The organism is archaeon CG10_big_fil_rev_8_21_14_0_10_43_11 (genome assembly GCA_002763265.1).
Classification (GTDB): Archaea; Nanobdellota; Nanobdellia; order PEZQ01; family PEZQ01; genus PEZQ01.
The window spans coordinates 42,564-68,950 of sequence record PEZQ01000006.1 but is presented as its reverse complement, the minus strand read 5'-3'; the positions used below and the strand labels follow the sequence as shown (position 1 = coordinate 68,950).

The following is a 26,387-nucleotide window of genomic DNA, read 5'->3' as shown; positions in this document are numbered from 1 at the left end:
TGCAACAACCGTTCCTTTTAAGCCAAGGCTTTTTAGTTCTTTTTGCAGCAACGTTATATCAACTGGCGAATATTCGCTGATGGCAAGAATATCAGGGTCAGTTCTTTTCACTGCTTCTAGTGCGTCATTTTTACCGCCAAGCGCAACTTCATCAGCTAGGTTAATCTCTTCAAGAAGTTTTTTTCGCTCCCCCTCAGGCAGTCGATACGCGCTTGACTTTGGCAGCCACGTTGCCTTGTCACGTGCAAGCCCAATAATGAGGTAGTCGCCCAGTTTCTTTGCTTCTTTAAGATAATGGAGATGACCCATGTGCAGTCCGTCAAACGCACCAAACGCCATTACAACTTTCTTTCCCATAAATTATTTCTTGTTGTTTATAATTTATTAACTTTCGTTAAAAACAGCTTAGCTCTCACTAGCCTTTCTAAAAAAAATGATGAAAAAATGATGGTCATGTGCATACGTAATGAAATTATTCGGTGTTCGTGGGAACAATTTGTTATGAACAGGCTAGAGCGTTTAGTACTCGCAGGCTGAATGCGTCGTTACCTTCGCACGTACACCCCGAGCCTATCAAACCCATCATCTATGGGAGCTCTCAAAAGGAAGTCTCTTTTCGCGGGCGACTTCGAGCTTAGATGCTTTCAGCTCTTATCCGCTTGCGGCGTAGCTGCCCAGCGCTGCCCTGTCGGACAGCTGGTAAACCAGAGGCCACGCACTCATGTTCCTCTCGTACTAATGAATGCTTCCACTCAGACTTCCAACACTTCCAGTAGTTAACAACTGAACTGCCTCACGGCGTTCTAAACCCAGCTCACGATCCCTTTTAATCGGTGGACACCCGCACCCTTGGCTGCTTATGCACAGCCAGGATAGGAAGAGCCGACATCGAGGTACCAAGCCGTGCCGTCAATACGAGCTATCGGGCACGACAAGCCTGTTATCCCCAGGGTAACTTTTTTGCCAGCTCAGGCTCTCAACAAAAGAGCACTGAGGATCTCTATGCCCCTCTTTCGAGACTGTAAATCTCATTTTGCAATTTACAGTAAGGCCAACTTTTACCATTGTATTCCACTCCGGAGTTCTGACCCGGATGAGTTGACCATTGGACACCCGTGATATTTTTTCACGGGCGTGCCGCCCCAGCCAAACTGCCTATCAATAGTTGTCCCCTTGGTTAAGGGTTAAGCAGTGCGAGCATTGCAGGGTGGTATTTCACCATTGACTCCGGAAAACCTTTCAGCCCTCCATCTACATCTCCCACCTATCCTACACAACAACGCTCGCACCACAGCTACAGACTGCAGTAAAGCTCCTGGGGTCTTCGCGACCCACTGGAAGTCCCTGGCCTTTACACCAGGAAAGAATGTTCACAGGGTCCCACGTTGGGACAATGCCAACCTAGTTAATCCATCATGCACGTCACCATTTAAATGACAAGGAATTACGCTACCTTAAGAAGGTTACGGATACCTCCGGCCTACACCAGTCCTTAGACCCATTGAACTGGGCTTTCAGATGCTGGCAGTGGCCACGACTCATCGACTATACACACCCTTTGGGGCTCGCAGTCGACTATGTTTTTATTAAACAGTCCAGCCAGCCTTGTCAGTGCCCCCTGCACTCGCAACCATGCGGTAACAAGCGCAGGGACCCCTTATCCCGAAGTTACGGGGCTAATTTGTCGATTTCCCTAACGTGGGTTCTCCCTACACGCCTTAGCTTTCTTAGCTAGAGACACCTGTGTCGGTTCTCGGTACGGTCACTATTGGTCCTTACTCATCGGTTTTTCACGGACTCCGGGAATCAGCCAAACCCGAATACTCGGGCCATTCCAAGCTTAACCTGATGAACCCCATTACGGGACTTCTCAGGCTTGGTCTTGTTAGACAAAACGACGGTTTTGCTTGACCTATCCAGAAGCATCACCCATGAGTCTTGCGTTGCCGCACGTACAATAGTGGTACAGGAATATCAACCTGTTTCCCTTTCGGTTACTACCAGTTAAGGCGAACCTTAGGACCGACTAACCCTCAGCTGACGAACAGTGCTGAGGAACCCTTGCTCTTTCGGCGACAGGGATTCTCACCCTGTTCTGCTGCTACTCTTGGCAGGATTCTCATTCCCGGGCGGTCCACACGATTTTACAACCGTGCTTCCACCCGCTCGGGACGCCTCGCTACTGGATGCCTTATTCAGGCCCCCTTGGTATCGGTGGATTGTTTAGTCCCGTCCATTTTCACGGCGTGAAACCTAGACCGGTGAGCTGTTACGCTTTCCTTAGAAGATGGCTGCTTCTAAGCCTACTTCCCGGCTGTTTTAGGCGGCATACACGCTTCCACCTTTTACACTTAACAATCGCTTTGGGACCTTAACCAAGGTCTGGGTTGTTCCCCTCTCGTGCTGGGAGCTTACCCCCCTGCACCGTTTCCGCGGGTCTATAACACATGAGTATTCGGAGTTTGACTCCATACCGACAGCTCAAGGCCGCCTGTCATACAAAATCAGTCGCTCTACCCCTCATGTTATCTCGCCGCAGACTTGACTGGAGCCAATTTCGCGAGGAACCAGCTATCACGAGTTACGATTGGCTTTTCACCCCTATACCCAGGTCAGAAGAACGCTTGTACACAGTTACTCTTCAGGCCTCCACCCCCATTGAGTGAGGGCTTCGCCTTGCCCAGGCATAGATCAACTCGTTTCGGGTCTTGCACCAGTGACTTCAGGCACTATTCGCACCTCGCCCCTCGTAAACTGCGGGCTTGTTGCTTTCGCTTCGACTCCATTCTTTATAGAATTTAGTCTTGCCACTGACACAAACTCCCTGCCCCTGTATCCGAACAGGACGACGCAACCACGCAAGAACACCACTCATATCTGATATGATGTTCGCTTAATGGCCGCGCCTTACTATAACAGCATAGATTCAGGCTCTTTTCACACCCGAGTAGAGGTGCTTTTCAGCGTTCCCTCACGGTACTGATGCGCTATCGGTCTTGAGGAGTGTTTAGGGTTAGAAGTTGTTGCCTCCTGCATTCACTGAAGAATTTCGACTCCAGCTACTCTGGAAACTCGCCACAACTCATTTTCGTTCGAAAACGGGACTATCACCCTCTAAGGTCCCTCTTTCCAGAGGAGTTAATCTTAAAATCTGAGTTGCTTGACAAGCTCCAAACCACACATTTCTACCAAATCGCTAAGGTAGATTCGTTTTGCCCTGTTCCGCTTTCGATCACCTTTACTAACGGAATCTCAATTGATTTCTCTTCCTGCGGGTACTAAGATGTTTCAATTCCCCGCGTTACTTCTCCCAAAGGAGTACCACGCTTTCAGCATGGTCGGAAGTCCTATTCGGGAATCTTGGGATCAACGCTCGCATGCAGCTACCCCAAGCTTATCGCAGCTTGCCGCGCCCTTCATCAGCTCTCAAGCCAAGCCATCCACTATACTGCGTCCTGCCTATTCATAACTAGCAGATGAACATTTCATTACGTATGCACATGACCTTCATTAACATCAAGTCCTTACTTTTATGAAGTGGTGCTTCACAAAAGCGCACGACTCCCAATAAGATAAAACATCTTATGGAAGGGAATCGTCCGCAAGAATTTGCTTAGATTCCCCAATGTTATCTCATTGGTATCTACTACAATCGCAAGATGATTTATAAGCTTTACCCCTATGATTTAGCGGTTTGAGAAATCACGCTTGTTTTACTTGTTTGCTGAGCAATAACGCTCTTTTTCTAAAATGGTGTGCTTGCTTTTCTTTGCCTTGTTTTTGAAGAACACTTGCCATGCCCCTATAACCGGTTGGGTCGTGGGGATTAATATGTGTTAAGTGCTCAAAATGCTGGAGTGATTCTTCATACAAGCCCATTTTTCTGGCAATACACGCGGCTACATCATACGCTGCAAAGTTATTTTGGTCAGTTTCACACGCGTTTTTACAGCATGCGTACGCGTCTTTAATGTTTCCCATTGTATCAAGAATGTGGCCTTGTGTAAGATAGGTGTGTGCTGTTGGTCTGATATTTGCGCTCATGCTGATTGCGGCAAGCGCTTTTTGGAATGCTTTATTTTGCAAAAGCAAAAGCGCATAATTTTTGTGTGCAATAAAATTATCTTCATTGAACTCAAGTGCGTTCTTGTAGTGCTGCGTTGCGTGGTTGGGTTCTTTTTGTTTGTTCCAATAATTGCCAATGCGCATGTGTGCATAAGACAAGACTTCATTTAGCTCGAGTGGTCGCAAGAAAAGTCTTTTTTCAATGTCTTCTTGTGAGACGCTCCATTCAAGTTTGAGCACGTCTTCGTTTGTTCGCTTATCAAAACCATGAATTACCGGGTCCCAGTAAAAGCGTTTGTTTTTTGGCAACTGCCAATATACAATAGTATGATTGGGTACATCAATAATTTCTATTGGCAATTCCCAGAATTGGGCAATACTCTTGTACATAACTGTGTGTCCATGGCAATCCAGATGCGTGCTTACTATGCTTTCATGAAGCGTTTCTTGGTTTGCAGGACTAATCCCATGAAAACTGAGGGCATCAGCAATTGCTGAGAGGGATTCAAATGCTTTTTTTTGCGTATTTCTCGTGCTGTTTGGCAAGAATGTTCCTGCGGTTTGGATGATATCATCAATGGTGTTAAATTCGCCGTGTGATACGGGAATGCCTGAATCTAATTCTGTCGCAAGAATAGTATGAGCAAGAGTTGTGCGTTTTGTCACGCGCACTATGTGCACAATACGCTATTTAAGCATTGCGGTTCAGATTATTGGATAGTTGTTCCGCCATCCACAACTAACACGTGACCTGTGATGTAGTCTGCATTTTTTGAAGCCAAAAACAAAACAGCATTTGCAATGTCTTCAGGCTTGCCCATCCGCTTGAGGGGTGTTGCAGCAATAGTTTGTTTAATTAAGTCATTATTCATTATTGGTTTTGTTCCGGGTGTTTCAATAGCGCCTGGTGCAACCGCGTTTACGCGGATTTTTAAGGGCGCAAGTTCAAGCGCAAGTGCGCGGGTAAAACTGTTGATGCCTCCCTTTGATGCGCAATAATGGGAGAGCATAGGGTAGCCAATGATGCTTGCAATTGAGCTAATGCTTACAATGCTTCCTCCTTTGTTAAGAATGCGTGATGCTTCGTTACTCATAAGAAACACGCCTTTGAGATTTACATTCAAAACCATATCCCAGTCTTTTTCTGTTAATTCAGCAAATGCTTTGAACGGGTAGATTCCGGCGTTATTGACAAGTACGTCAAGCGAGCCAAATTTTCGCTTCACAGAATCAATTACTGACTTAACCTGTGCATGTTTTGAAACATCACATTTGAGTGCAAGTACGTTAATGCCATAGTGCTTTTTGAGCTTACTTGCAGATGCCTTGACACCGTTTTCATCAATATCAACCATAACAACGTTGAATTTCTTTTTTGCAAATGCTTCTGCAATACCTAAACCAATGCCGAATTTTGCGCCGGTTACCAGAACTGTTTTAACCATGTTACCTTCCCTTTAATATATACATTCTAGAGTAGGCATAAAAACGTTGCGGCAAGCACCTCTTGCAAAGAATTATAACCATTATCTGATGTAAGTTTGATGTGAATGGTAATAGCGAGTTTGATTTAAAATATACGCGTGCGCTTCTTTTTCAAGCAAAACAGCTTCTTGAACGAAAGCACGCGTTCATAAAGAAATGGCAGGCGCTTATAAAACGCATTCCAAACACGCCGCAGCGTTTACATTTCTCTCAACAATTTGGCGCAATACTCCAAGAATTTTCTCAACTTGAAACAGTTACAAACACGCTTCAAACCGTTCAAGAAGCACTTGTTCTCTTGCCTGAGAACAAGGATGTGCTTGATGCGCTTGTGCGAAAAAGACACTTAGACTCACGCATGCACTATTTTGAAAAACAACTTGCCATGACCTTGCGGCGTATTAATGCGTTTAGGCAGAGAATTGAAACAGCTTGATTGTTTACCATATTCTTTTATAGTTTCACGTTTTTTGGTATTATTTAATGAAGCGCTCTTTTCCAAACGATTTCTTGTGGGGTGCAAGTGTTTCTGCTCATCAAGTTGAAGGCAACACAAAAAATGACTGGTCAGCATGGGAGCCGCTACACGCGAAAAATCGCGCGCGCAAAACAGGAGAAAGTCTTGAAAACTATATCTCTAGCAAAGCTGCTGACCATTATTCTTTATACGAAAATGATTTTGACCTTGCAAAAGAATTAAACTTCAACGCGTTTCGTTTTTCCTTAGAATGGTCGCGAATTGAGCCTCAAAAAGGACATTTTGACCGTGCTGAAATTGAACATTATAGGCGCTACATATATGCGCTCAAAAAGCGCGGCTTAAAACCGTTCATGACGTTGTGGCACTTTACAAATCCTCTCTGGTTTTCAAAAGAAGGAGGATGGGCTTCAAAGAATGCTACTGCATATTTTGGCCGCTATGTTGCGCGCGTTGTATCCGAGTTTGGCAAGGATGTTACGCACTTGATTACGCTTAATGAACCTGGCGTGTACCTTTTTGCTCATTTATATCAGGGACCTCAACACCTAAAAAATCCACTTTCTTACATAAACACATTTAGAAATTTTGTGGCAGCACACAAAACCGCGTATCATGCTATAAAAGATTATGACCCCTCTCTGGAGGTTGGCGCTTCTCTTAACATGTCTTACTTTGAAGCCTTTGAAAATAAGCGCTTTAACCGGGTTATTAAGCGCTGTGCAGATACAATTAATTATGCATCTGCTAAGAGTCTTGAACGTGAGCTTGACTTTATTGGTTTAAACCATTATACATACAATATTATTAACTTGCAAAAAGTGCCTTACACCCCTGTTTCTGACATTGGATGGAATCTGTATCCCCCTAGTATTGAGCATGTTCTCTGTGATTTGAAACGATTTAACAAACCGATTTATATTACTGAACACGGGCTTGCCGATGCTGCAGATACTTACCGCACATGGTTTATCAAAGAAACGTTAAAACACGTGCATAATGCGATTAAGAGTGGTGTTGATGTTCAAGGTTATTTTCACTGGTCATTGCTTGATAATTTTGAGTGGGAAGCAGGATTTCATCCGCGCTTTGGTTTAATTCATGTTGATTATGACACGCTTGAGCGACGTGTGCGACCAAGTGCGTATGATTATGCAGGCGTATGCAAGACAAATAGTCTTGATGAATAGACAGTGGACTCAGGGGGATTTGAACCCCCGGCCTCCGATTTGCAAAACCGGCGCGCTACCAACTGCGCCATGAGCCCAAAAACTTCTAGAAACAATAAGAGGGTGGTTTAAAAAGCTTTTTCTCTTGTTATGATAATACGGTTCCAACTGCTGCTGGAACAACCGTAAGCGAGAACACTGAAATCGTGACAATGTAGGCTATCACAATTAAGAGAATAATATTTGTTTTAAGGTCAGTGCCAAAACCACCTTCCTCGCCCCGCCTGCTCAGCGCGGTAATGATACTCATCCCAACTGCGATAAGACCTATGCCAAAAGGATAGTATGAGAAGATTGGCTGGAGATAGTCAAGCCCCTGCAAAACAGGGCACACACTCTCAAAAATGAAACACCCTTTACTTGCAACAACAAATAGCGTGGTGATTGCTGCCATAAAAAGCAGGGCAATAAATGTTGCTGAACTCGTGACTGTTGCAATAATCCCCTCAATATTTGCATATTTGCTTAACAAGTCTTTAAGATTGTACGCAACATCAAACGCCACGCCCCACATCATGAACACTACTGCTTTTGCTGAAACAAGCGCACCAAATAAATTGAGAATAGGGATTGCTGCAAAAAAGGGAATCTGGTCGTCATAAAAGAGCACGTCAAGCAATTCAAAGAAATTAACGACTTGCATATCTATTCCTGCTGTTTGTGCAATCCACACTAATGCCGTAGTGCTGTACAATCCAACAGTACACAACACAAATGTTGCCTGAGCTCTGCCCTGAAGTAATCTGCCAATAATGCCCGACAGTAATATAATTGCTGAGAAAACGACAATCGTAACGACAAGCCCAATAAGGTCTGGTGTTGCAACCATGTCAAGATTATGCGCGGTTCATGCTTATAATCATTACCCAAAACAAGTGATGTTATTCATTTGCAATTTTTCGAACCCGCCCAATTCTCGTGTGCACCTCGCTGAGAATGCGTCTGAGCAGGAGCCAGACAAGAAAGACGGTGACAAGCGTAACAATTCCTGCAAAACCTACCTGATTTGAAAAGAAAATACCCACAATCACTACTGCAAGCGCAATAGCAACTTCTCCTCCAAGAATGGTTTCAATTGTGCGGGATTCAAGGGTTTCTTGGTATGACAAACGCGCTTCAGCAGCAGCATCAAGATTATCAAGAAATGCAATAAGCAAACTCCATAAGCCCTTAATGTATTCCTGATCAGACACTATTTTGGTGTATAATTTGTGTGTGTCAAGCGCGCGTGTTATCATGTCCTCTTTTTCGCTTTCAACCTGTTCTTTTTTGTGCGCAAAAATCGTTGCCATCTGTTCAATTTTTTCGTAACTCTCAGCAACATTTTTTTTCACAAGGTCCATGCCAAACACGGCTCGCTTGATATCATTGAGTTTCACTTCTTTTTCAAGCAATGATGAAATCTTGTTTGCATTCTTGTAAAGTTTTTCCATGCGTTCCATCATTAAATGCAAGAATTGACTAAACAGCAATCCCTGCGCGTGAAAAAGCGCGCTTTTTTGTGTCGCTTTTGTTGGTTTTGCTTTGACAAAAATACGTGCACCCTGCTGATAGGGGTCTTGTTTGTTATAATACGTGCCTTTTGTGCCTATGTAAATATTTATCTTTGTAAGGGGCAGTGCTTTGTTGAGGATTTGCTGGTACGTGACGCTATGGCATGTTTTGATAATTTTGTGAAGCAAAATGTTTTCAGCTTTTATAAGGAAGTCCTCAACCAGCGCTTCTTCGATAGTGGTTGAAAGCGTGTAGAGCCCGTCTCCGTTTAGCGAGAAGTCTGCATCAAAATCCACATCTTTCACGTGGAACGTGACATTGTCAAGGAGTTGAATATTGCTTATAGTAAGAGGGATGTGCATTGCTTTTCGTCCAACTTCGTATACGTGCAAGTATGAGCGCGGAATCCAAGCACAGAAAATAACCTTCACCATAGCCTTATTGTGTTCATGGTGTTCTAATAAATGTTTTTCATATACGTAAGCTTAAAAACAGACGCATTCTTCAATTGAATATAGGTGGATTTGTAATGTCTGAACAAAAAAAACTGAACATGATTGTTGACAACTCGAATAACGCATTTTATGCTACGCAAGTATCAATTAATTTTTCAGCACAGGATTTTCTTCTTGACTTTGGCCAAATTACACCACGATTTACCGTAACCCCAAAAGGTGATGAAGTTGTCTACGTGAGTAAGCATGAAACCTTAATACTTTCACCAGTTCTTGCCAAAAAAGTGTATGCACTTCTTGGTTCGCAGCTTGCTAAATACGAAAACGACCATGGCGAGATAAAAGTGCCAAAACAAAAGAAAATGAAGAAAGCAAAACATGTTGCAAAAATATCCCCTGAAGATGTGCTTTCAAGTGCGAGCGCAAAATACATCGGATAAGTCTCAGCTAACTTTTTTTTTAAGAATATTTCAGACAAGTCTAGAGTTAAACAGATTCTAAAAAAAAAGAATGGGTTTGAGTAGGAAAAAGAAGTATTTGACTTTTTACTGACAGTGTTCTTGCGTAATATGCTTTTTATGGCGACCTCAAAACATTTTCTGTGAGAAAAATTTTGGAGGTGATCCAGCGGCACGTTCCCGTACCGCTACCTTGTGACGACTTAACCCCCCTCACCGAGCTTAGGTTCGACAGCACCAAAGGCGATGCCTCACCCAAACCCGACTCGGCTGGTTTGACGGGCGGTGTGTGCAAGAAGCAGGGACGTATTCACCAGAGTTTGATGAACTCCGATTACTAGGGATTCCGGCTTCATGAGGGCGGGTTACAGCCCTCAATCCGAACTAGGGATTAGGTTTATGGGTTTTGCTTCTCCTTTCGGAGTTGCGTCCCTTTGTCCTATCCATTGTAGCACGCGTGTAGCCTAGGGGATTTGGGTCATACTGACCTATCGTAGCCCACACCTTCCTCATTCTTAGCGAATGCAGTCCCACTAATGTGCATCACTCTCCGAGGAGAATAATTAGCAATTAGTGGTGTGGGTCTCGCTCGTTACCTGACTTGACAGGACATCTCAAGACACGAGCTGACGACGGCCATGCAACTCCGCTCAGCGCGTTCGGCAAGCCCGTTAGACTGGCCTTCATACTGCTGTCGCCCCTAGTGAGTTTCCTGGTGTTGAATCCAATTAAACCGCAGGCTCCACCCCTTGTTGTGCTCCCCCGCCAATTCCTTTAAGTTTCAGCCTTGCGACCGTACTCCCCAGGCGGCGGATTTATCGCTATCGCTTCGACACTGCGCGCACACGAAATACGCGCAATACCTAATCCGCAGCGTTTACAGCTAGGACTACACGGGTATCTAATCCGCTTTGCGACCCTAGCTTTCGTCCCTCACCGTCGAACCCGTTCCAGTAAGACGCCTTCGCCACAGGTGGTCTGTCAAGGATTACAGGATTTCACCCCTACCCAAGACATACCTCTTACCTCTCCCGGTTCCTAGATGCAGGGTATTCCCAGCGCGCCGTTACCTTAAGGGCAACGATTTCACCGGGAACCAATGCATCCGGCTACGGACGCTTTAAGCCCAATAAAAATGGTCATCACTTGTGTTGCAGGTGTTACCGCGGCTGCTGGCACCTGTCTTGCCCACCACTTTCTAGTAGAGCTGTTTACACTCTACCACAGCCACACCCTAGGTGTGGCACTCGGGGTTCCCTCATCACGCTTTCGCGCATTGTGAAGGTTTCGTGGCTTCTGCACTCCATAGAGCTAGGACCCTTGTCTCAGTGTCCTTCTTGGGGCGACCGCTCTCACGGCCCCTACGGATCTTAGGCATGGTGGTCCATTACACCGCCATCAACCTAATCCGGCGCAGTCTCATCCTAAGGCAACTAATCGGCAAAGCTTTTAGTCTTTTCAGAGAAAACACATTCCAGTGGTAATCTCATATGTTGTATTATCCTCAGTTTCCCAGAGGTTATCCAACTCCTTAGGGCAGATTAACTACGCGTTCCTAAGCCGTATGCCAAGAACAACAACTTGCTCTTGCGGCTTGCGTGCCTAACCCGAACCCCGATAGCAATGACCTCCAGCAGGATCAACTGGTATTGAAAAACCTACTGTTGGGGAGCACAACCATAGATGGTTGCGTGCTATTGGTGAATACTTCCCGAAATAAAGTATTACTTCTTTTTCCTACTTCATGCCCATAGTTGTGCTACGGGCACCCATACTGCACCAGAAGGTGCTTCGGAATCCCAGCAATGAATATGCTGGTATCACCACATAATTGATAAGGCATTTATAAAGCTTACTGCGCATGCGTGATGTGTTAGAATGTACTGCTGTTTTGTCACGTAACGCGCGTTTAGAAAGAACTCAGCCCATAAAGTACGAGGTGTCCGAAAAGTATTTTTTATCAAGCCAAATTGATTTTGTATAGATTTTGAAACATACCGTAAAAATCTTGGTGGAATTATTTTGAACCTTCATTCATTAGAATTTGCTTTGAGAGCCGTGCTATTCAAGGAAACTAATTCGGTTCAGCACTTTGATGCTAAAAATTTGAGAGTTGGAGATACATATCCTATTAACTTTTTTACGAATTATATGCAATTAAGAGAATTGATTGAGAACTACAATGAGTTGCCTAGCACTAACTTGCCAATAAGCGATGAACCTATAAAATTAAGAGATGCGCTTGCACATGGTCGTGTATCATCACAACTTCCCGATATGAAACTTGAAATAGTGAAATTCAGACCAGAACGTAATGGTCAAGTCAGGGTTGTTTTTTACGAAAAAATAACTGAAGAGTGGTTAAAAAAACAAGTTTCAATGTTAAATGGAGAAATCAAAAAAATCAGTAAAGATTACTCATCTATTCTTTCACTAATTACAAACTAATTGTTTTTCCAATTATTGTGAGATTGTATACGAGGCATTTGAGAAGTATTTCCACATCTTGAGCGAGTGGATTTCGACTTCTTACGTAATTGAGATGTTTGCGTTTGATTACTGAGAAAATATGCTCAACAAGCACTCTTGATGCGTAAATCATGCACTGGTTGCGGAAATTGTACAGTCTGCGCGCCAGGTGCTATCTCGTTAGTGGATTACTTAGAAGCGTGAAAACGCGTTTTCATTTTTCTCTTATTTTTTTTTGACAATTCTTGCTATGCTCACTTTTGCAAGTACTGCTTGAAAAATGAGTACTGGTCAACAAGCTGTTCTATTGAATCTGAGACACGCCACGCTCCCCCATGTCCTTGACCTTGTTTTACGCGTAAAAGAATAGGATTATCCCCCTGATTATGATAACTAACGCGTGCTGCCATTTTCATTGCGCGCATAGGGTCAACACCACGGTCATCGCCAAGACTGGTTTCAAAAAGCGTTGGCGGATACACTGCCTTTTTTACATTGTGGTAGGGGGAGTATGCGCGCAGGAATGACACATGTTCAGGATTATCCGGATTGCCATATTCTTTAGTCCAATATTTTCCGCCTTCAGTAAGGTGAAAACGCAACATGTCAAGAAGCGGCACGCCTGAGTACACTGCACCCCACAAGTCAGGTCGCTGTACGAGTGCCGCTCCGGTGAGCAATCCACCATTGCTTGCACCACTAATACCTAACTGAGACGGGTTAGTATACGCGCGTTTTTTCCACTTAGGATTGGTACTGGTGCACGTTTCCTGTTCACCAATGAGTGCGCGTCCTGCTGAAATGAAGTCATCAAATACGTTTTGTTTTTTCTCAAACAGTGCTTGCTCATGCCATGAATGGTTTGAGAAAAATCGGTTTGTCTCGTCTTTAGTGGCTTTTGTATCATATTGTTTTTCCCCCTGCGTTTTGCTCTTTTATGTTTTCTTGTGTTAAGAGCGCCTTTATTGTTGATTAAGAAACGCACTTGCACGCTTGAGAATCTCATCTTTTTTCTCATAAAACAGGAAGTGATCACAGTCCTTGAGAAATACCGTGCGACTGTTTGCGAGCTGTTTGTGGATGCGCAATACCTCTTCTTTTGGATTCATGTGGTCTGTTTCTGCGCCAATAAGAATGGTGGGAACTCCAAGACCAGTCACGTCATAATAACAGCCCTTTGCTAGAAAAAGCAGCCACACCACGTGCCAGAGGGGTGTTTTAAGTGTTTCTTTGACTTTATCTTCAATCCATTGCTGAGGTGTATTTTTTGAAGAGAATGTTTTTACCCTAAAATACTGCAAGCCCGTGTACGAGATGCGGGGAAAGCTTGTTTTCATGTAGGTGATGAGAATTTTGAAGAATTGCTTTCGAACAAGCGGTGTTCCTGCCATGCCTGGACCTATAAGCACCATTTTTGAGACGCCCCTGTACTTTTTAGCGTAGCCAAGCGCAACTGATGTGCCAAGACTGTACGCGTACAAAACAATATCACTAACGCCAAGCTTGAGCACTACATTTCTTACTGCGCGAACAAGCGCTCTGCTAAAAAGAGCATTCTTTTTTGATTTACCCATCACCGGAAAATCAATAAGGATAGTGCGATAACCCTTTTTGCGGTAGTATGCTGCGTGTGTTTCCATATTTTTATGATTACCGCCAAGACCTGAAAGAAAAATCATAGGTCTTCCCTTTCCCGTGTCTTTATAATACACACCATTCACGTAAGGCATTGTACTACGTGCAATGTGCTCATAATTTTAAAACGTTTTTCCCACGCGCTTAAAACGTACAAATTTATTATAACACGCGTATGAAAGATAATTCCGAGTTGTTCTATGCGATACTTGCGGTTTTGCCTCTTATACTAAGCAGCATTATTGTTTCAGGAGTAATTCTTTTACTCCCCCTTCTCGCATTTTACCCGTTTGATTCTTTTTTTGATGTTGTTTTTCTTGCAGGCGCGTTTATAGCTTACCCAGTGACTTGGGCGTTTTTCGCGCTTGTTATGAGTTGTTTTGTTAAACGCTGTTTGTCAAAACTGGTGGGACCTATTAAACAGGGAAAAAACGTTGCACAAGAACTCTCATTTGGGTTAAAAATGAATATTGTTTTTTCACACTGGATTCTTATGCTTATTGCGTTTTCACCCTTTCTTTCAACATCAAAATCATGGGTGTACCGGCTTGCTGGTATGAACCTGGGAAAAAATGTTCGAATTCACGGTATGATTAGTGATATTGATTTTATTACAATTGGGGATAACTGCGTATTAGGATACGAGTCGCTTGTTGTTGGTCACGCTTTTGATGTGGCACAGCGCGTTTACTCACCAGTTACAATTGGCAATAACTGCTTAATTGGTGCGCGTGCAGTGGTGTTTCCAGGCGCAGTTCTTGACGATGACGTGAAAATCGGCGCAAACGCAGTTGTACCAAAATTTGCACACCTTAAAGCGCGAACAATACAGGTGAACCAACAACGAATAATTGAGAAATAAGTGCAGGAGGCAGGATTACAACGTTAAGTTAAACTCCTATCTTTTTTTATTCTTTTTATTTATGTAAATAATTACCATGTTGGTTAATTACGTTTTTGAATAATAACAGTATAAACTCTTTGTTATTGCCACTATCAGATTGTTCAAGAGTGTTATAATAGGCTCTTCGTTCTGCGTTTTTAATTACAAACATAGGATAACCTGATTTATGAAGAGTAAAATTCATTATCAGTCTTGCAGTCCTGCCATTTCCATCAGAAAAAGGATGAATGCGCACAAATTTTGCGTGAACCAGCCCGGCAAGCTCTAAAGGATGATAATTATTCTTATTATTATTGTACCAAATAAAAAATTTTTTCATGAGGTTGGGAACTTCTTTAACGTTTGGAGGCCTATGTTCAGAACCCTGAATTATGACATTTGTTTGTCTATAATTTCCTGCTGTTTCTAAAATGTTTTTAGTAACTAACTTGTGAATTTTTAATACGAATGTTTTGTTTACTTCCCCCCGGTACTCTTTAATGAATTCCATCGCCCTTTTTCCATTTAGTACTTCCTTATACTCTCGTTCTGTTATATCTGAGGGGATGATATTTTCCTGTAAAATTAGGTTTGTGTCCCTTAAAGAGAGGGAGTTTCCTTCTATTGCATTAGAGTTGTAAGTGAATCTTACTAGGAAATCTGATTCATATTTCTCTTTTGTTTCTTTTGGTAATTTTTTCCACCATTTAGAATAAGCTGTTTTTAAATCTTCAAGGACTTCAGCTTGCTCTTCAGATAAAAAGGCATATCTTGATTCCGGTATTATGATGCCTTTTTCTTTTGCTTTTGTTTCTATCTCTTCTGCCAGTTTCTTAATCTCGTCTTTTGAAGGTTTTTTCTTTCCAGCATATTTTTTAATTCGTTTCCACTTGTTTTTACCTATTCGGAAATTTTTGGAGACGTAAAAGTACTGTTTCCCGTTTTGTTTGATAGTTTCTACGAAAACCATAATAATTATAGTACCACAAATTAATTTAAATCTTTCTAAAATAAAATTAAAACGTGGTACTTAAATGCAGGAGGCAGGATTCGAACCTGCGTAAGCACTAAGCACAGGGGCCTAAACCCTGCTCCTTTGACCACTCGGACACTCCTGCTTGGGTAACGTTCTAAACAGGATTATGCCTTTTAAAACCTTTTCTTACTCTCTGCGGTCAAGGGAGATGATAAGTTCTATTTGACCGGTTTCAAGCATGCGTGTGAGATTTGTGAGATTGAATTGTTTTTCAAGCTCTTTGGTAATAACGTTTACTGTTTCATTACTAACTGAATCCAGTTGCTCAACAAACTCGTCACCAATGCGCAACCTTGCAGTAATCGTGTTTGCTCTGTCATCAAAACGAGGGCCAATATCAAAATTAGCGTAGAACACCAAGGTTAAAAATAAGCCGCTAACAAAAAGCACTTTGAGCGCACGTTTTGCAATCAAGCGATTCATTTTCAAATTATAAACCGCGAGCACGATAATTATGCTCATAATCACCATCACACTAAACAGTTTGTAGGGAAAATAAGCAATAAGCAGGTAACTCATAGCTAGAAATACAAGCAGAGAAACAAGCACTTCTTTTGGGTCCCGGATAATAATACGATTGTCCAAGCCAAAGCGCTTTCCTTTTTGAACAAAGAAATTTACGCGCCCTTTTCCAATAATGTAATACGCGCTTGCGTAGGCTGCAGAAATAAACGCAATTCCTGAAAGCGGCAACCCTTCAAATGAAGGTGTTTGAGAAAACCAACCAAGCAAGACTTTTGACGCTTGCATGATAAGCACTGTACTGGTTGCAAGAAAAACGCCCTTATCACGCCAACGCAGGTACACGCTGCTGTGCACAAAGTTTGCAAGAAATGCAAGAACAAAAAAGAAGCGCGCCCAAAAATTAAGCATGTTTAGTATCATAAAGCCCGCAACGAGCAACAAAAACATGATACTCACTGCTTGCTTTGTTGAAATCGCACCTGTTGCAAGGGGTTTTCTTTTCAATTGTATGGGGTCTTTCTCGTGCTTGTCTTTTTCAGCATCCATAAAATCATTTAACACATACACTGCAGGATAGCCAATTACAAAGGCGACAATGGCAACAAGTAAGTTAAGCGGGTTTAGCGTGTTGGTGTAAATTGCGTAAAATGACGCACCAAACAGGATAAGAATCGCATTACGAAACAACGCTGCGTACACGTAATCAAATTTGAGCGCGTCACGAATCAGGTTCATGAACGATTAAGAAATTCTCATGCCTACAAATAGTTTTTCATTTAGCGCAGGAGTTTAGTACACACCATCTTAACAGAAAACGCGTTTTCCGGCACGCGCGTTACGCTTTGTGCGTTGTGAAGCGCGATTTTTGGAATCAGCGATTTTGGTATGAACCTCATAACCCACGCAAGCACGTAAACCCAATAACTTGAGGGCATGATGCGCGGAAGCAGGTTTCGCAAAAAAGTGGCGCCCCGCACGCTTTGTGCCTGATTAAACCCGATTTTTTCTATTTCAAAACCAGCATTCTCAACTTTTTGCTTAATGTCAGCAAATGAGTAGCGAAAAGTGTGGCCAACTTCTTTATCAAGCACACTCCAAAAACGCATGTTAATTGGAACTGATATGATAAACCTGCCACCTTTTTTGAGAACACGAAACACCTCGCTCAATGCTAAAACATCATCTGAGACGTGTTCAATCACTTCAAATGCGAGCGCAGTGTCAAATGATTCTGGCAAGAAGGGCATGTCAAGCACACTTGCCTGAACCGCGTGCCGTCCTGAGGATTCAAGCATCTCCTTGCCACTTTTAGTTACTTCTAAAAACGTGGTGTCTGCAACATCTGATTTTGGAAACACACCTGGCCCGATTTCAAGCACGCGACCATGAAGAAAAGGTTTGATAGCATAGTGTAAGGGCCATGTTGTTGGTTTGAAAATGCGACCAGCCCGCTTCCAATGTCCTTCATAAAACCTGCGATTATAATATCGTGAGCCGTGTTTGTTTGGCATCAAAAGCACAATGCAGTCATTGCATATAAGTGTTCTCTGAACCCTGCGTTAATGACTTGCAAGATACTACAAAACGAAGTATGCCTCTTGTATTTTTCAGCTGCTATTGCTCAGGCAAACAACTGAGTTGTGTAGAATTATTTTAAAAATAAATTCGGGCTACGCATCCAAAAAGTGTCTACTACTTGCCACGGCGCTGTTTTGCCTTACGCTTTCTTTCTTTCATTCTGCGTCTGCGCGTTTTCCAGCGACAGCGATGACTGCCACGGCGTCCAACGGTTTTTTTCCAGTTTCGTGAGCCTCGCTTCATTACTTCTCACTCAACAATAATACCTTTTATAAAGCTTATGATGTCAGGCGCGTTACTCAAGAACCTTGTTGTGTACCGGCACTACTTTGCGATATGCCTGGTCAAAACTCTTGTTACTGAGCAAATCATCAATGGTAATATCAAACAGGTCCTCATTCTTTTTGAGATAGGGGTAGACAATCTCCCAGTCTTTGCGCGTGACATTAGTAAGTATTCCGCCGTTAAGCTGATCGTCTGAGACTTTTCTGTGCGGGTCTCGCACGTAAATTGCACCGCCTGATGCAAGCGACAACAGGTTCCCGCCGGGATAGGGTGTTTCAAGCTCGCTTAGTCCTTCACACGTTTTTTTGACGCCGTTTAAAATGACAAAACCCCCTCCGTTAAGCGGGTCTCCTGCCATAAATGATTCTGCTAAGTAATCAAGACATGTACCGTTAATCACCACGCGAGGGCTGCCAACTGCATTGATGAGCGGTCTTCCTGCAGCGTTTCCAAGCACATATGCTTCTCCTGCTTTTGCACTGTACATGAATGTTTGGCCAACATCGCCATGAATCACAAGCAAACCTCCATTCATTATTTGGCCTGCCATGTCTTGGGCTGCGCCGTGTACTGTTACACGCGTGTTTTGCACTCCTGAACCGAGATAATTGCCAGAATCGCCAAATATGTCAATACTTACTTTTTCTTTTGGCATACCAAAACCTGTTCCAATGAATTTTTGGCCACGCGCATTAAATACCATAAAATTATCCCAGCCCCGCTCGTGTGCCTGCACAAGATAGGCTGCAAGCGTCTCTTCTCCAAGCATTTCATCACCAGTGGGGAAGTCTTTTGCATCAATTACAAGTAACGCGTCCTGTGTTTCTGGTTTGCTCAGTTTGCCGCGATAATCCCAACCAACACGCACAATATCCCCTGCCTGCTCATTGATGCGCGGGATTTGATACAAGAGGTCAATGAGCGCATTATCAACTTGCGTGAGCACGCTTGCTCTCCTGTGGCGCGTGTTAGTAAGTGCAGCATCATAGATAAAACTGAGAGTGTTGATTTTTTTTCTAAGACTCGTTCCATTGTTTTGTGTTTCTCTAATAAGATAGCCTATCTCACTATCTTTTTCTAACATTCTCTGACATGAATATTCCATTATTCATCCACCCTAACTTTTTCTCCAAACTTGTTTCTGCACTCTAATTCTCGCGTGTCCTTGTTAACAGCAAATGTGAACGCGCCACCATCAGTATAACTTCCTCCCCGCGCATTCCAGTACTTATCAGCAAATTTCACGCTAATTTTTTTGTGTTTATATAACCCGCGCAAAAACGCGTTGATAACTTGGCGTTCTGAAGCAACAAGACCTATTTTCTGGTCTGGCTCGTCAAGCAATGCAAACACTTGCGGGCGCAGCATGGAGGTGTCAGTAATCCCTGTTAACTGATACTCATTTTTTTTATGATTGTTTCCTGCAGTGATAAAAAACCAGGGACCATCAGGAGAGCCCATAATGTGGGCTTTTTGTAATGCTTTGTACTCCTTTTTTTTAGTCTTGTCAAGCATTTCAAAATCCCGTTCTGTTGTTGGTGCCATTGCTTCAATCACGTGTTCTAGGGAGTAATCGTACACGCGATCGTACAAGTCAAACAATAATGCACCAACTTCAGTATCTGTTAAGAAGAGCGGGTGCATGTTTTGCTGTGCAAGATAATTCTTAACTCCCTGATAGTTTGAAAAATCGCCATTATGCACGAGTGCGTGTTGCATACCTACAAATGGATGCGCGCCACCCGGGTGCCATACGGTTCCCTTTGTAGGGTAACGATGATGGCCAATCCACAGGTGGGCTGCTAAATCCTCTAAACAGTAATGGGTGATAACATCTTCAGCATATCCTACTAGCTTTAAGACCATCATGTCTTTGCCGTGCGAGAGCACAAACGCCTTTTTCTCTCCAAGAGAACTATACCACGCATTATTAAGCTGAAACGAGTTTTGGTACACAAGCTCATCTTCAACAGCAGTGCGCAAAAGACCGGGCAACTGTTTTGAAAAATCCTTGACGCGCTCTTCTTTTACGCGCGCAAAATATGACTTAACATGAGGAGGGCGTATGCTAAGACCTTGTGAGGCGTGTTCTTTAGTGTTGTACAAAAATGTGTGGTCAATATCAAAAAGTGGTTTGATGTGTTCTTCTTCCACTTGTTTGTCAACATCATCCAAATACGCGATTTGAAGCAAATAATCCTGTTTCATCACGTTTTCGCTTACACCAAACCAGGTATTATCAAGACCAACAGAAGCAATACCACCTCCTTTGCCATTGCCGCGATTTCTCATTTGTGCTAATGCTTCAAGTAAATACCGCCCGTGGATTGGCGCACTTGAAGCAACGCCAAGCACGCCGCACCCTCCTTCAGCAGGAGACTGCGTATTCGTAGTATAGTGTGGCACTAATTTTTTTCGTGAAGAAATAATTGTATCAGCAGTCATGCAGGCACACCCCGTTTTTTAAGCAGGTCTTTTCTCCCGCGAAGTTCAGTAATGCGTTTCATGCCAAGCTGTGCAAGAATCTCCTTCCACTGAATCTTCCAAGAATCATACATATTGACAATGCGCTTAGCTCCCCACTCATTGTCAATTAATCGGGATAAGTCGGGGTCTGTTGTTGCAATACCTACTTGACACCCCCTTCCACTCTCGCAGTTTCCACACTGCGTGCACGCAAGCGGGATGAGTTCAGCTGAGCCAATCACGCACCCATCCGCACCAAGCGCAATCGCTTTTGCAACATCATACGCAGTTCTTATGCCACCACTTGCCATAAGCACGACTTCATCTCGCACACCTTCTTTTACAAGATATGTATGCGTTTTATTAATCGCGTACTCTAAGGGCATGGCAATGTTTTTCTTTGCGATTTCAGGTGCAGCGCCAGTTGCGCCATACGCGCCATCCAGATTGATGATGTTTGCGCCTGCATAATAGCTTCCTACTGCAACCATATCAATATCCGAGGGCGTGGAAACTTTTACGCTCACCGGCGCGGACGGATTAATTGTTTTAATCCATTCAAGATGAGACTTATGATCCTCAACAGAGTACACACTGTGGAAGGGAAATGGTGAGTATAAACTCACTCCCTTTACTGAGCCGCGCATTTTTGCAACGCTCTCTGTTACTTTTGGTGAAAGCAAGTGACCACCAAGACCTGGCTTTGCGCCCTGGGCATATTTTAACTCAACAATGCGTGAATGCTTAATCGTGTTTTCAGTCACGCCAAACATGCCTGTTGCAACTTGTGTTATAACATGTTCTTTATACGGTAATAACTCCTCAGGATATCCTCCTTCACCCGTGCTTGAAAACGTGCCAAGCTGTTTTGCTGCTTTAACGCGCGAAAGCATTGTGGCAAGACTTACTGAACCATATGACATTCCTGCACCATAGGTTGGAAGAGGGATGCTAATCTTTTGTCCTGTACTTCGTTTGTTCAAATCAATAGACAAATCAATAGAATCCTGTGAAACAACTTCATCTTCAAGTGTGTAGGGAAAAGCAAATTCAATTGCGTCAAAACCTCCGCGAGACAGTCCTGTTTTGTACTCCCAATCTCGAGGGGGTTTACCTTGGCTTGCCTGATACCACGTGCTTACTATAAGTTCAAGACTCCACCTCTTGTTGCCTAAGCCTGCAAAACTTTTTTTTAAACGCTCAAAATCTGAGTCATCACTAAGGTACACGCCAGACTGAATGTTGTTTCTATGTTTTTTTGTGTACGCGTCAAGGTTCATACTATTGTCTCACCTAACCAGTCTTCTGAAATGTACGTATTCTCAATCAAGCGCCCTGTCTCGCCAGACAGTCTTCGCACATCACGCACGCCCATCGCGCTCATTACTTCAATAAGCTGAGAATGCCAGGATGCCATGAGGTTAACTAAGCGTTTTTGCCCCCACATAACATCAAGACTGCGCTGCTGTATGCTGCTTTTTTCTGGCAGCACACAATTTCCTTTAAGTTTGTACTCTAATGCAATAGGAATCGTGGTGTCAAGCCCAACAGCGTCAGCTCCTGATAAAATCGCTTTTGGTACGTGTTCTGCAAGGGTAATCCCCCCGCTTGCAATAATGGAAACCTGACTGCGCAAGCCATTTTTAACAAGCGCGTAATGCAAATCTTTGAGCCCGTCTTTGAAAAACGTGTTAGAATCAAAACTCATGCCATGATAATTTGCATACACGTGTAACCCGTCAACACCATCCTCAACGAGCCGTGTTCCATGTCTAACAACATCTTTGTTAAAGGGGATGCGCGCAAACACCGGCGTGCCAAATGTTTGAGCTGATTCGTACACATCACGGTTTCCAACATACTCTACGGCAGGTGCTGACTCCAAACAGTCAATGAGATTCATATTATGTTTGTCAAGTAAGGGCACAAGAACGTGAGGCGTTGCGAGCAAAAGCACGTTCTCAAGGCGTTCAATAAAAAACGTGCCAATCTCGCTTGCCGCGCGTTTAGTCGCGTTCATAATATCCTGATTTGTCATGTTTTTTGGAAGAGAATCAAACAAAATAGGAAGCGGCGCGTCAAGCGTGTTTACTGGCGCTTTGAAATCAACGTGTGCTGGTTTTCTTCCTAGATTAACTTCAGTTGAAATGTATTCGCGCCCATGCACGCCATCACGCGTTGGGCGCACAATCTCAGACATGTCAGTCCATAATGAATCCCACCCCTGTCCTGCAAAATAACCCGTGTATCCCATGCCCCGCACGAGAATTTTTCCGGTTCGCGCTTCAAAATGAACGCGCGACACAGGCGTTTCACGCACATCACGTTCAGGCATCCAATATGAATCCTCAAGAAAATAGAATTTGGGATTGTGCTCAACAGTAATCATGTCAGGATGCTCTTGCACGCACCGCATGCAGCCAGTACACTTCTCTTTTACCGGCCAAAAACCGCCAACAGGGCGCGAAAACACCCCATAAATGCAGGGACGACTGAGCATGTAATCTCTACCTTCCTTTGTAAGTAATTCTTTGTTCAAATGAAGTGCTTCTTTTGCAAGCATTTTAGCAAGACCTATCTTGCTGACACGAGGATTGAAAGGATGCGTCTCAGATTTTTTCAAGTACGTGGGTTCTGCATCATCATACGTGTTGATGTGAAAGCGTTTGTACATGTAAGTAACAAAGCACGGCTCAATCTCATTTAATACTTGTGTTAACTATTCGGAAAAAAAACGCAAACACTATATATACCGTCTGTAAAAATTAAAGAAGTGAAATTCTCTGCACAGTAGTTCACAATAAGAAGAGAAAAAGTGAGAACTAAGTGCCCTCGTCTGAATTTCACAACACCTTTTCTTTTAGCAAAAGAAAAGCTGTACCAAAAGAAAAAGAAAGTGCCCTCGCCGGGATTTGAACCCGGGTCTTCGGATTGAGAGTCCGAAATCCTTGACCGGACTAGACGACAAGGGCATCTATTTCTGTTTGAGTATTACTATTATAATTAGTTTTTAAAGGTTTACACCATATGTTTGAGCATCTTATTCTTGTACTCATACACAACCGGCTTTGCAAGCGGAACTTCAAGAAACGGAATTTTTTCATCAGGAATGGCGTCAAGATATTTAATAATAGCACGTAAACTATTCCCGTGTGCAGATACCAACACGTTTTTACTCTTTTGTACCTGTGGCATGATTGTTTTCTTAAAGTAGGGAACTGCGCGTTTGTACGTGTCTTTTAGTGACTCCCCGCCAGGAGGTTTGGTATCCCAACTTCTCCGCCATGTGAACACTTGGTTTGCACCCCATCTTTTTCGAGCAGCATCTTTATTCAAACCTTGCAGTTTGCCATAGTAGCGTTCATTTAATGCAGAATGCATGTGCACAGGAATCTCATCTTTTTTTGCGCGAACAGGATGACGCGCCCGTGCGTCTTGTTTTCCTTGATGCAAAAACACGCTCTCACGTTTTTGATAGGCAAGAATAAGCGTAAGCGTTTCATGCGCGCGCTCAAGTGTTGATGTAAACGCTATATCCATATTTAATGGGGAAAGTTCTTTTCCGCACCGCACTGATTGGCGGACGCCTTTTTCACTGAGTGGAACATCAACCCAGCCCGTAAATTGGTTTGTCAAATTCCAGCGAGACTCGCCGTGGCGAACAAGTACTAATTTTCCCATACCATAACAGTATACCTAGCAGATATAAAAAAATTGAGTGGGCCCAGAGGGATTCCACTGCACCTTTTTAGAAAAAAGCTGCACCAAAAAAAATTGAGTGGGCCCAGAGGGATTCCACTGCACCTTTTTAGAAAAAAGCTGCACCAAAAAAAATTGAGTGGGCCCAGTGAGATTTGAACTCACGACCTTTGGTTTTCCTAAACACTCTGTTGTCCCAAAGGATGTCATATAAGACCAACGCGCTTCCAGGCTGCGCCATGGGCCCGATAGTGTAAAACAAGCACACGCCAAACTCTCTTAAAAACGTTACTACAACATAACGGCACGTTTTAATAGCGTGGTGCGCGTGGATACGGTTGTGTTTGAAAAAGAAATCCAGCAACGCTACACCCAATTGTATGGTGCTGATGTGGTGCGCTCATGTTTTATCCCGCTCAAGCGAACCTTGCGCGTGAACACGCTGCGCATCACTGCTCATCAGCTTAGAGAACGTCTTGAAAAACAGCGTTTTGAACTTTCAGCAGGCATGCTCAAAGACAGCTTTGTAATTGAGCGCGAGAGAAAACATCTTGGCGCAACTCTCGAACACTTGCTTGGCTATTTTTACATTCAGGAACTCACATCAATGATTCCGCCTCGCTGGCTTAATCCTCTGCCAACAGATGTGGTGCTTGACATGAGCGCTGCTCCTGGCGGAAAGACAACGTACCTCTCTGAGATTATGAAAAATCAGGGAACTATTGTTGCCATTGATACTGACAAACGAAAAAATGAGGCAATGCTTGCAAACCTTGAGCGCATGGGAACCAGAAATGTAACATTCTTTAATTTTGACGCGCTCCAAATTAAAGATCTTAACATGACTTTTTCTAAAATCCTTCTTGACGCGCCGTGTTCTGCTTCAGGTATTGTGATGAAAGACAAAAACGTTGCACGAAAACTTACACTCTCATACATCAAAAAATATGCTGAAAAACAAAAAAGTCTCCTTTCGCGCGCTGCTGATGTGCTTGGAGAAGGTGGTGTGATAACGTATTCCACTTGCAGTATTGACCCCCTTGAAAATGAAGGCGTTACTGACTATGCACAAAGCGTGCTTGGTCTTACCCTTAAGCGAAAAAAACAATTCCTTCCGAATCCTAATGGACTGGTGGGATTTTATGTAGGTGAGTTGAAAAAATGAACCCTGCACTCACCTATTTCAAAAATAAAGGAACCCTTGCTAACCATGACGGTAACTATTTTCTTACAAACACCACACGCCGAAACTTCCTTTATTCAGAACTCTTTTTGGGAACAAAAGACACACCAAGCATGAATGCATGCTTTGAGCTTGCAAAAACCCCATTCCCCCGAGTCATTATTTCAAATAAAGCAGTAGAAAAGTTCACGCACGGAAATGACATCCACGAGCGCGCTGTTGTCTCAGGAGAGCTGAGCGGAAGCGTTCTCGTCTTCAACCGTGAAGGAGACTGTCTTGGCATGGGAATATGGCAGGGGGATCGCGTTAAAAACGTGGCTGATGTAGGTAAATTCCTGCGCTAACCTACTTTCTTTAGTACTGCTTTTTCAAGTATAACATCATATCCCTGTTTGTTTTGCATCCAACCCTTGCACGAAACGCTCTCAAAGAGAAAACGGCTTGGCAGAACTATCTTACCATCCTCAATAAGAGGCGCGCTTAATTGACCCAAACATTCTGAAAGTTCAGAATGAAGATAGGTTGCAAATTGGGTTTTGTACGCTTCAAATAGTAACTGCGCGTTATCAAACCCATGTGCTTTAATGTCATGGCGCATCATGACAAGTTTGTTTGCTTCAGGTTGGGGGATAAAATCATAGGTCATGCCAGCATCAAGCAACGCTTGGCGTTTTTTATCAAGCACGCCGCCAAGACGCGTAATATGATTTTGCACGCACTCAGACTCGTAGCGTTCAACCAAATTTTTTGCGCTTGTTGCCTTTGAAACAAGGGGTTTAATGTCGCTAAGAAAATAATTCTTAGCAAAAAGACTTACAACCAACTTCCGGTCCTTTTCTTCGTAATCAAATGTGTAGGTGTAATCCCACGTCTTGTCTGCATGGATTAATGCGCTCATCTCTTCAAGACTAGTAATTGGTCTAAAGAGTGCAGAGCCTATGATTCCGCTTATTACCCTTCTGTCAGTGTCAGTTAATACGCTCATTTTGAGTCTATCTCCTTTTGTTTGGGCTTAAAAAGGTTA

The 26,387-nt window shown here is 43.3% G+C and carries 23 protein-coding genes, 4 tRNA genes and 2 rRNA genes; 7 read left to right on the top strand and 22 right to left on the bottom strand.

Annotated features, from left to right (window positions below; translation table 11 throughout):
* From COT72_02900 to COT72_02885, 4 genes are all read right to left on the bottom strand, one after another.
* A partial coding sequence (locus COT72_02900) for an FAD synthase (GenBank protein PIO00087.1) occupies window positions 1–357 on the bottom strand: 357 nt, incomplete at its 3' end.
* A 156-nt stretch (window positions 358–513) separates the two neighbouring features.
* A 23S ribosomal RNA gene (locus COT72_02895) occupies window positions 514–3,462 on the bottom strand.
* A 240-nt stretch (window positions 3,463–3,702) separates the two neighbouring features.
* Window positions 3,703–4,746, bottom strand: a complete 1,044-nt coding sequence (locus COT72_02890; GenBank protein ID PIO00086.1) for a hypothetical protein — start codon at window positions 4,744–4,746, stop codon at window positions 3,703–3,705.
* 29 nt (window positions 4,747–4,775) lie between these two features.
* Window positions 4,776–5,510, bottom strand: coding sequence for a short-chain dehydrogenase (locus COT72_02885; GenBank protein PIO00085.1), 735 nt, complete (start codon window positions 5,508–5,510; stop codon window positions 4,776–4,778).
* 101 nt (window positions 5,511–5,611) lie between these two features.
* Here COT72_02885 and COT72_02880 point away from each other — a divergent pair, with 101 nt between their 5' ends.
* Together COT72_02880 and COT72_02875 are read left to right on the top strand one after the other, a co-directional pair.
* Window positions 5,612–5,986: a hypothetical protein gene (locus COT72_02880; GenBank protein PIO00084.1), complete on the top strand. Its 375-nt coding sequence runs from the start codon at window positions 5,612–5,614 to the stop codon at window positions 5,984–5,986.
* A 47-nt stretch (window positions 5,987–6,033) separates the two neighbouring features.
* A complete protein-coding gene (locus COT72_02875; GenBank protein PIO00083.1) occupies window positions 6,034–7,218 on the top strand; it encodes a glycoside hydrolase family 1 protein in 1,185 nt (394 codons plus the stop codon).
* 4 nt (window positions 7,219–7,222) lie between these two features.
* Here COT72_02875 and COT72_02870 read toward each other — a convergent pair.
* The 3 genes from COT72_02870 to COT72_02860 all read right to left on the bottom strand — a co-directional run bounded on the left by COT72_02870 (window position 7,223) and on the right by COT72_02860 (window position 9,185).
* A tRNA-Ala gene (locus tag COT72_02870) sits at window positions 7,223–7,295 on the bottom strand.
* A gap of 50 nt (window positions 7,296–7,345) precedes the next feature.
* A complete protein-coding gene (locus tag COT72_02865; protein PIO00082.1) occupies window positions 7,346–8,086 on the bottom strand; it encodes a hypothetical protein in 741 nt (246 codons plus the stop codon).
* Window positions 8,087–8,138: 52 nt separating this feature from the next.
* Window positions 8,139–9,185 (bottom strand): hypothetical protein, encoded by a 1,047-nt coding sequence (locus COT72_02860; GenBank protein PIO00081.1) that lies wholly within the window; start codon window positions 9,183–9,185, stop codon window positions 8,139–8,141.
* Window positions 9,186–9,280: 95 nt separating this feature from the next.
* On the opposite strand from COT72_02860, the gene COT72_02855 reads away from it, so the two are divergent.
* Entirely contained in the window at window positions 9,281–9,646 is a 366-nt protein-coding gene (locus COT72_02855) for a hypothetical protein (GenBank protein ID PIO00080.1), read from the top strand.
* A 172-nt stretch (window positions 9,647–9,818) separates the two neighbouring features.
* Here COT72_02855 and COT72_02850 read toward each other — a convergent pair.
* Window positions 9,819–11,316 (bottom strand): 16S ribosomal RNA (locus COT72_02850).
* A 499-nt stretch (window positions 11,317–11,815) separates the two neighbouring features.
* Between COT72_02850 and COT72_02845 the strand changes: the two genes are divergently transcribed.
* Window positions 11,816–12,112 (top strand): hypothetical protein, encoded by a 297-nt coding sequence (locus tag COT72_02845; protein ID PIO00079.1) that lies wholly within the window; start codon window positions 11,816–11,818, stop codon window positions 12,110–12,112.
* Window positions 12,113–12,387: 275 nt separating this feature from the next.
* Here COT72_02845 and COT72_02840 read toward each other — a convergent pair whose 3' ends face one another.
* Together COT72_02840 and COT72_02835 are read right to left on the bottom strand one after the other, a co-directional pair.
* Window positions 12,388–12,972, bottom strand: coding sequence for a hypothetical protein (locus COT72_02840; GenBank protein PIO00078.1), 585 nt, complete (start codon window positions 12,970–12,972; stop codon window positions 12,388–12,390).
* A 123-nt stretch (window positions 12,973–13,095) separates the two neighbouring features.
* Window positions 13,096–13,863 carry a hypothetical protein gene (locus COT72_02835; protein ID PIO00077.1) on the bottom strand — a complete coding sequence of 256 codons (768 nt, stop codon included), beginning with the start codon at window positions 13,861–13,863 and terminating at the stop codon, window positions 13,096–13,098.
* Between the two features lie 80 nt (window positions 13,864–13,943).
* Here COT72_02835 and COT72_02830 point away from each other — a divergent pair, with 80 nt between their 5' ends.
* On the top strand, window positions 13,944–14,630 hold the full coding sequence (locus COT72_02830; protein ID PIO00076.1) for a hypothetical protein: 687 nt from the start codon (window positions 13,944–13,946) through the stop codon (window positions 14,628–14,630).
* Window positions 14,631–14,685: 55 nt separating this feature from the next.
* Here COT72_02830 and COT72_02825 read toward each other — a convergent pair whose 3' ends face one another.
* The 11 genes from COT72_02825 to COT72_02775 form a co-directional block, all read right to left on the bottom strand.
* Window positions 14,686–15,621, bottom strand: a complete 936-nt coding sequence (locus COT72_02825; GenBank protein PIO00075.1) for a Fic family protein — start codon at window positions 15,619–15,621, stop codon at window positions 14,686–14,688.
* A 65-nt stretch (window positions 15,622–15,686) separates the two neighbouring features.
* Window positions 15,687–15,769, bottom strand: a tRNA-Leu gene (locus tag COT72_02820).
* A gap of 44 nt (window positions 15,770–15,813) precedes the next feature.
* Window positions 15,814–16,887: a hypothetical protein gene (locus tag COT72_02815; protein ID PIO00074.1), complete on the bottom strand. Its 1,074-nt coding sequence runs from the start codon at window positions 16,885–16,887 to the stop codon at window positions 15,814–15,816.
* 41 nt (window positions 16,888–16,928) lie between these two features.
* Window positions 16,929–17,663 (bottom strand): hypothetical protein, encoded by a 735-nt coding sequence (locus tag COT72_02810; GenBank protein ID PIO00073.1) that lies wholly within the window; start codon window positions 17,661–17,663, stop codon window positions 16,929–16,931.
* Window positions 17,664–18,025: 362 nt separating this feature from the next.
* Window positions 18,026–19,120 (bottom strand): hypothetical protein, encoded by a 1,095-nt coding sequence (locus COT72_02805; GenBank protein ID PIO00072.1) that lies wholly within the window; start codon window positions 19,118–19,120, stop codon window positions 18,026–18,028.
* Window positions 19,120–20,460, bottom strand: coding sequence for a hypothetical protein (locus COT72_02800; GenBank protein ID PIO00071.1), 1,341 nt, complete (start codon window positions 20,458–20,460; stop codon window positions 19,120–19,122). Before COT72_02800 ends, COT72_02805 begins: the two co-directional genes overlap by 1 nt.
* On the bottom strand, window positions 20,457–21,761 hold the full coding sequence (locus COT72_02795; GenBank protein PIO00070.1) for an FMN-binding glutamate synthase family protein: 1,305 nt from the start codon (window positions 21,759–21,761) through the stop codon (window positions 20,457–20,459). The genes COT72_02800 and COT72_02795 overlap by 4 nt, the downstream gene beginning before the upstream one ends.
* Window positions 21,758–23,155 (bottom strand): hypothetical protein, encoded by a 1,398-nt coding sequence (locus tag COT72_02790; protein PIO00069.1) that lies wholly within the window; start codon window positions 23,153–23,155, stop codon window positions 21,758–21,760. The genes COT72_02795 and COT72_02790 overlap by 4 nt, the downstream gene beginning before the upstream one ends.
* A 223-nt stretch (window positions 23,156–23,378) precedes the next feature.
* Window positions 23,379–23,453, bottom strand: a tRNA-Glu gene (locus tag COT72_02785).
* 46 nt (window positions 23,454–23,499) lie between these two features.
* Window positions 23,500–24,162, bottom strand: coding sequence for a phosphoglycerate mutase (locus COT72_02780; protein PIO00068.1), 663 nt, complete (start codon window positions 24,160–24,162; stop codon window positions 23,500–23,502).
* Between the two features lie 158 nt (window positions 24,163–24,320).
* A tRNA-Ile gene (locus COT72_02775) sits at window positions 24,321–24,427 on the bottom strand.
* A 51-nt stretch (window positions 24,428–24,478) separates the two neighbouring features.
* Here COT72_02775 and COT72_02770 point away from each other — a divergent pair.
* Together COT72_02770 and COT72_02765 are read left to right on the top strand one after the other, a co-directional pair.
* Window positions 24,479–25,345 (top strand): SAM-dependent tRNA/rRNA cytosine-C5 methylase, encoded by an 867-nt coding sequence (locus COT72_02770; GenBank protein PIO00067.1) that lies wholly within the window; start codon window positions 24,479–24,481, stop codon window positions 25,343–25,345.
* On the top strand, window positions 25,342–25,707 hold the full coding sequence (locus tag COT72_02765) for a hypothetical protein (GenBank protein ID PIO00066.1): 366 nt from the start codon (window positions 25,342–25,344) through the stop codon (window positions 25,705–25,707). Before COT72_02770 ends, COT72_02765 begins: the two co-directional genes overlap by 4 nt.
* Here COT72_02765 and COT72_02760 read toward each other — a convergent pair.
* Complete coding sequence (locus tag COT72_02760; protein PIO00065.1) at window positions 25,704–26,348, bottom strand: hypothetical protein; 645 nt, start codon at window positions 26,346–26,348, stop codon at window positions 25,704–25,706. The two genes, COT72_02765 and COT72_02760, sit on opposite strands and share 4 nt — an antisense overlap.
* Window positions 26,349–26,387: the final 39 nt, after the last annotated feature.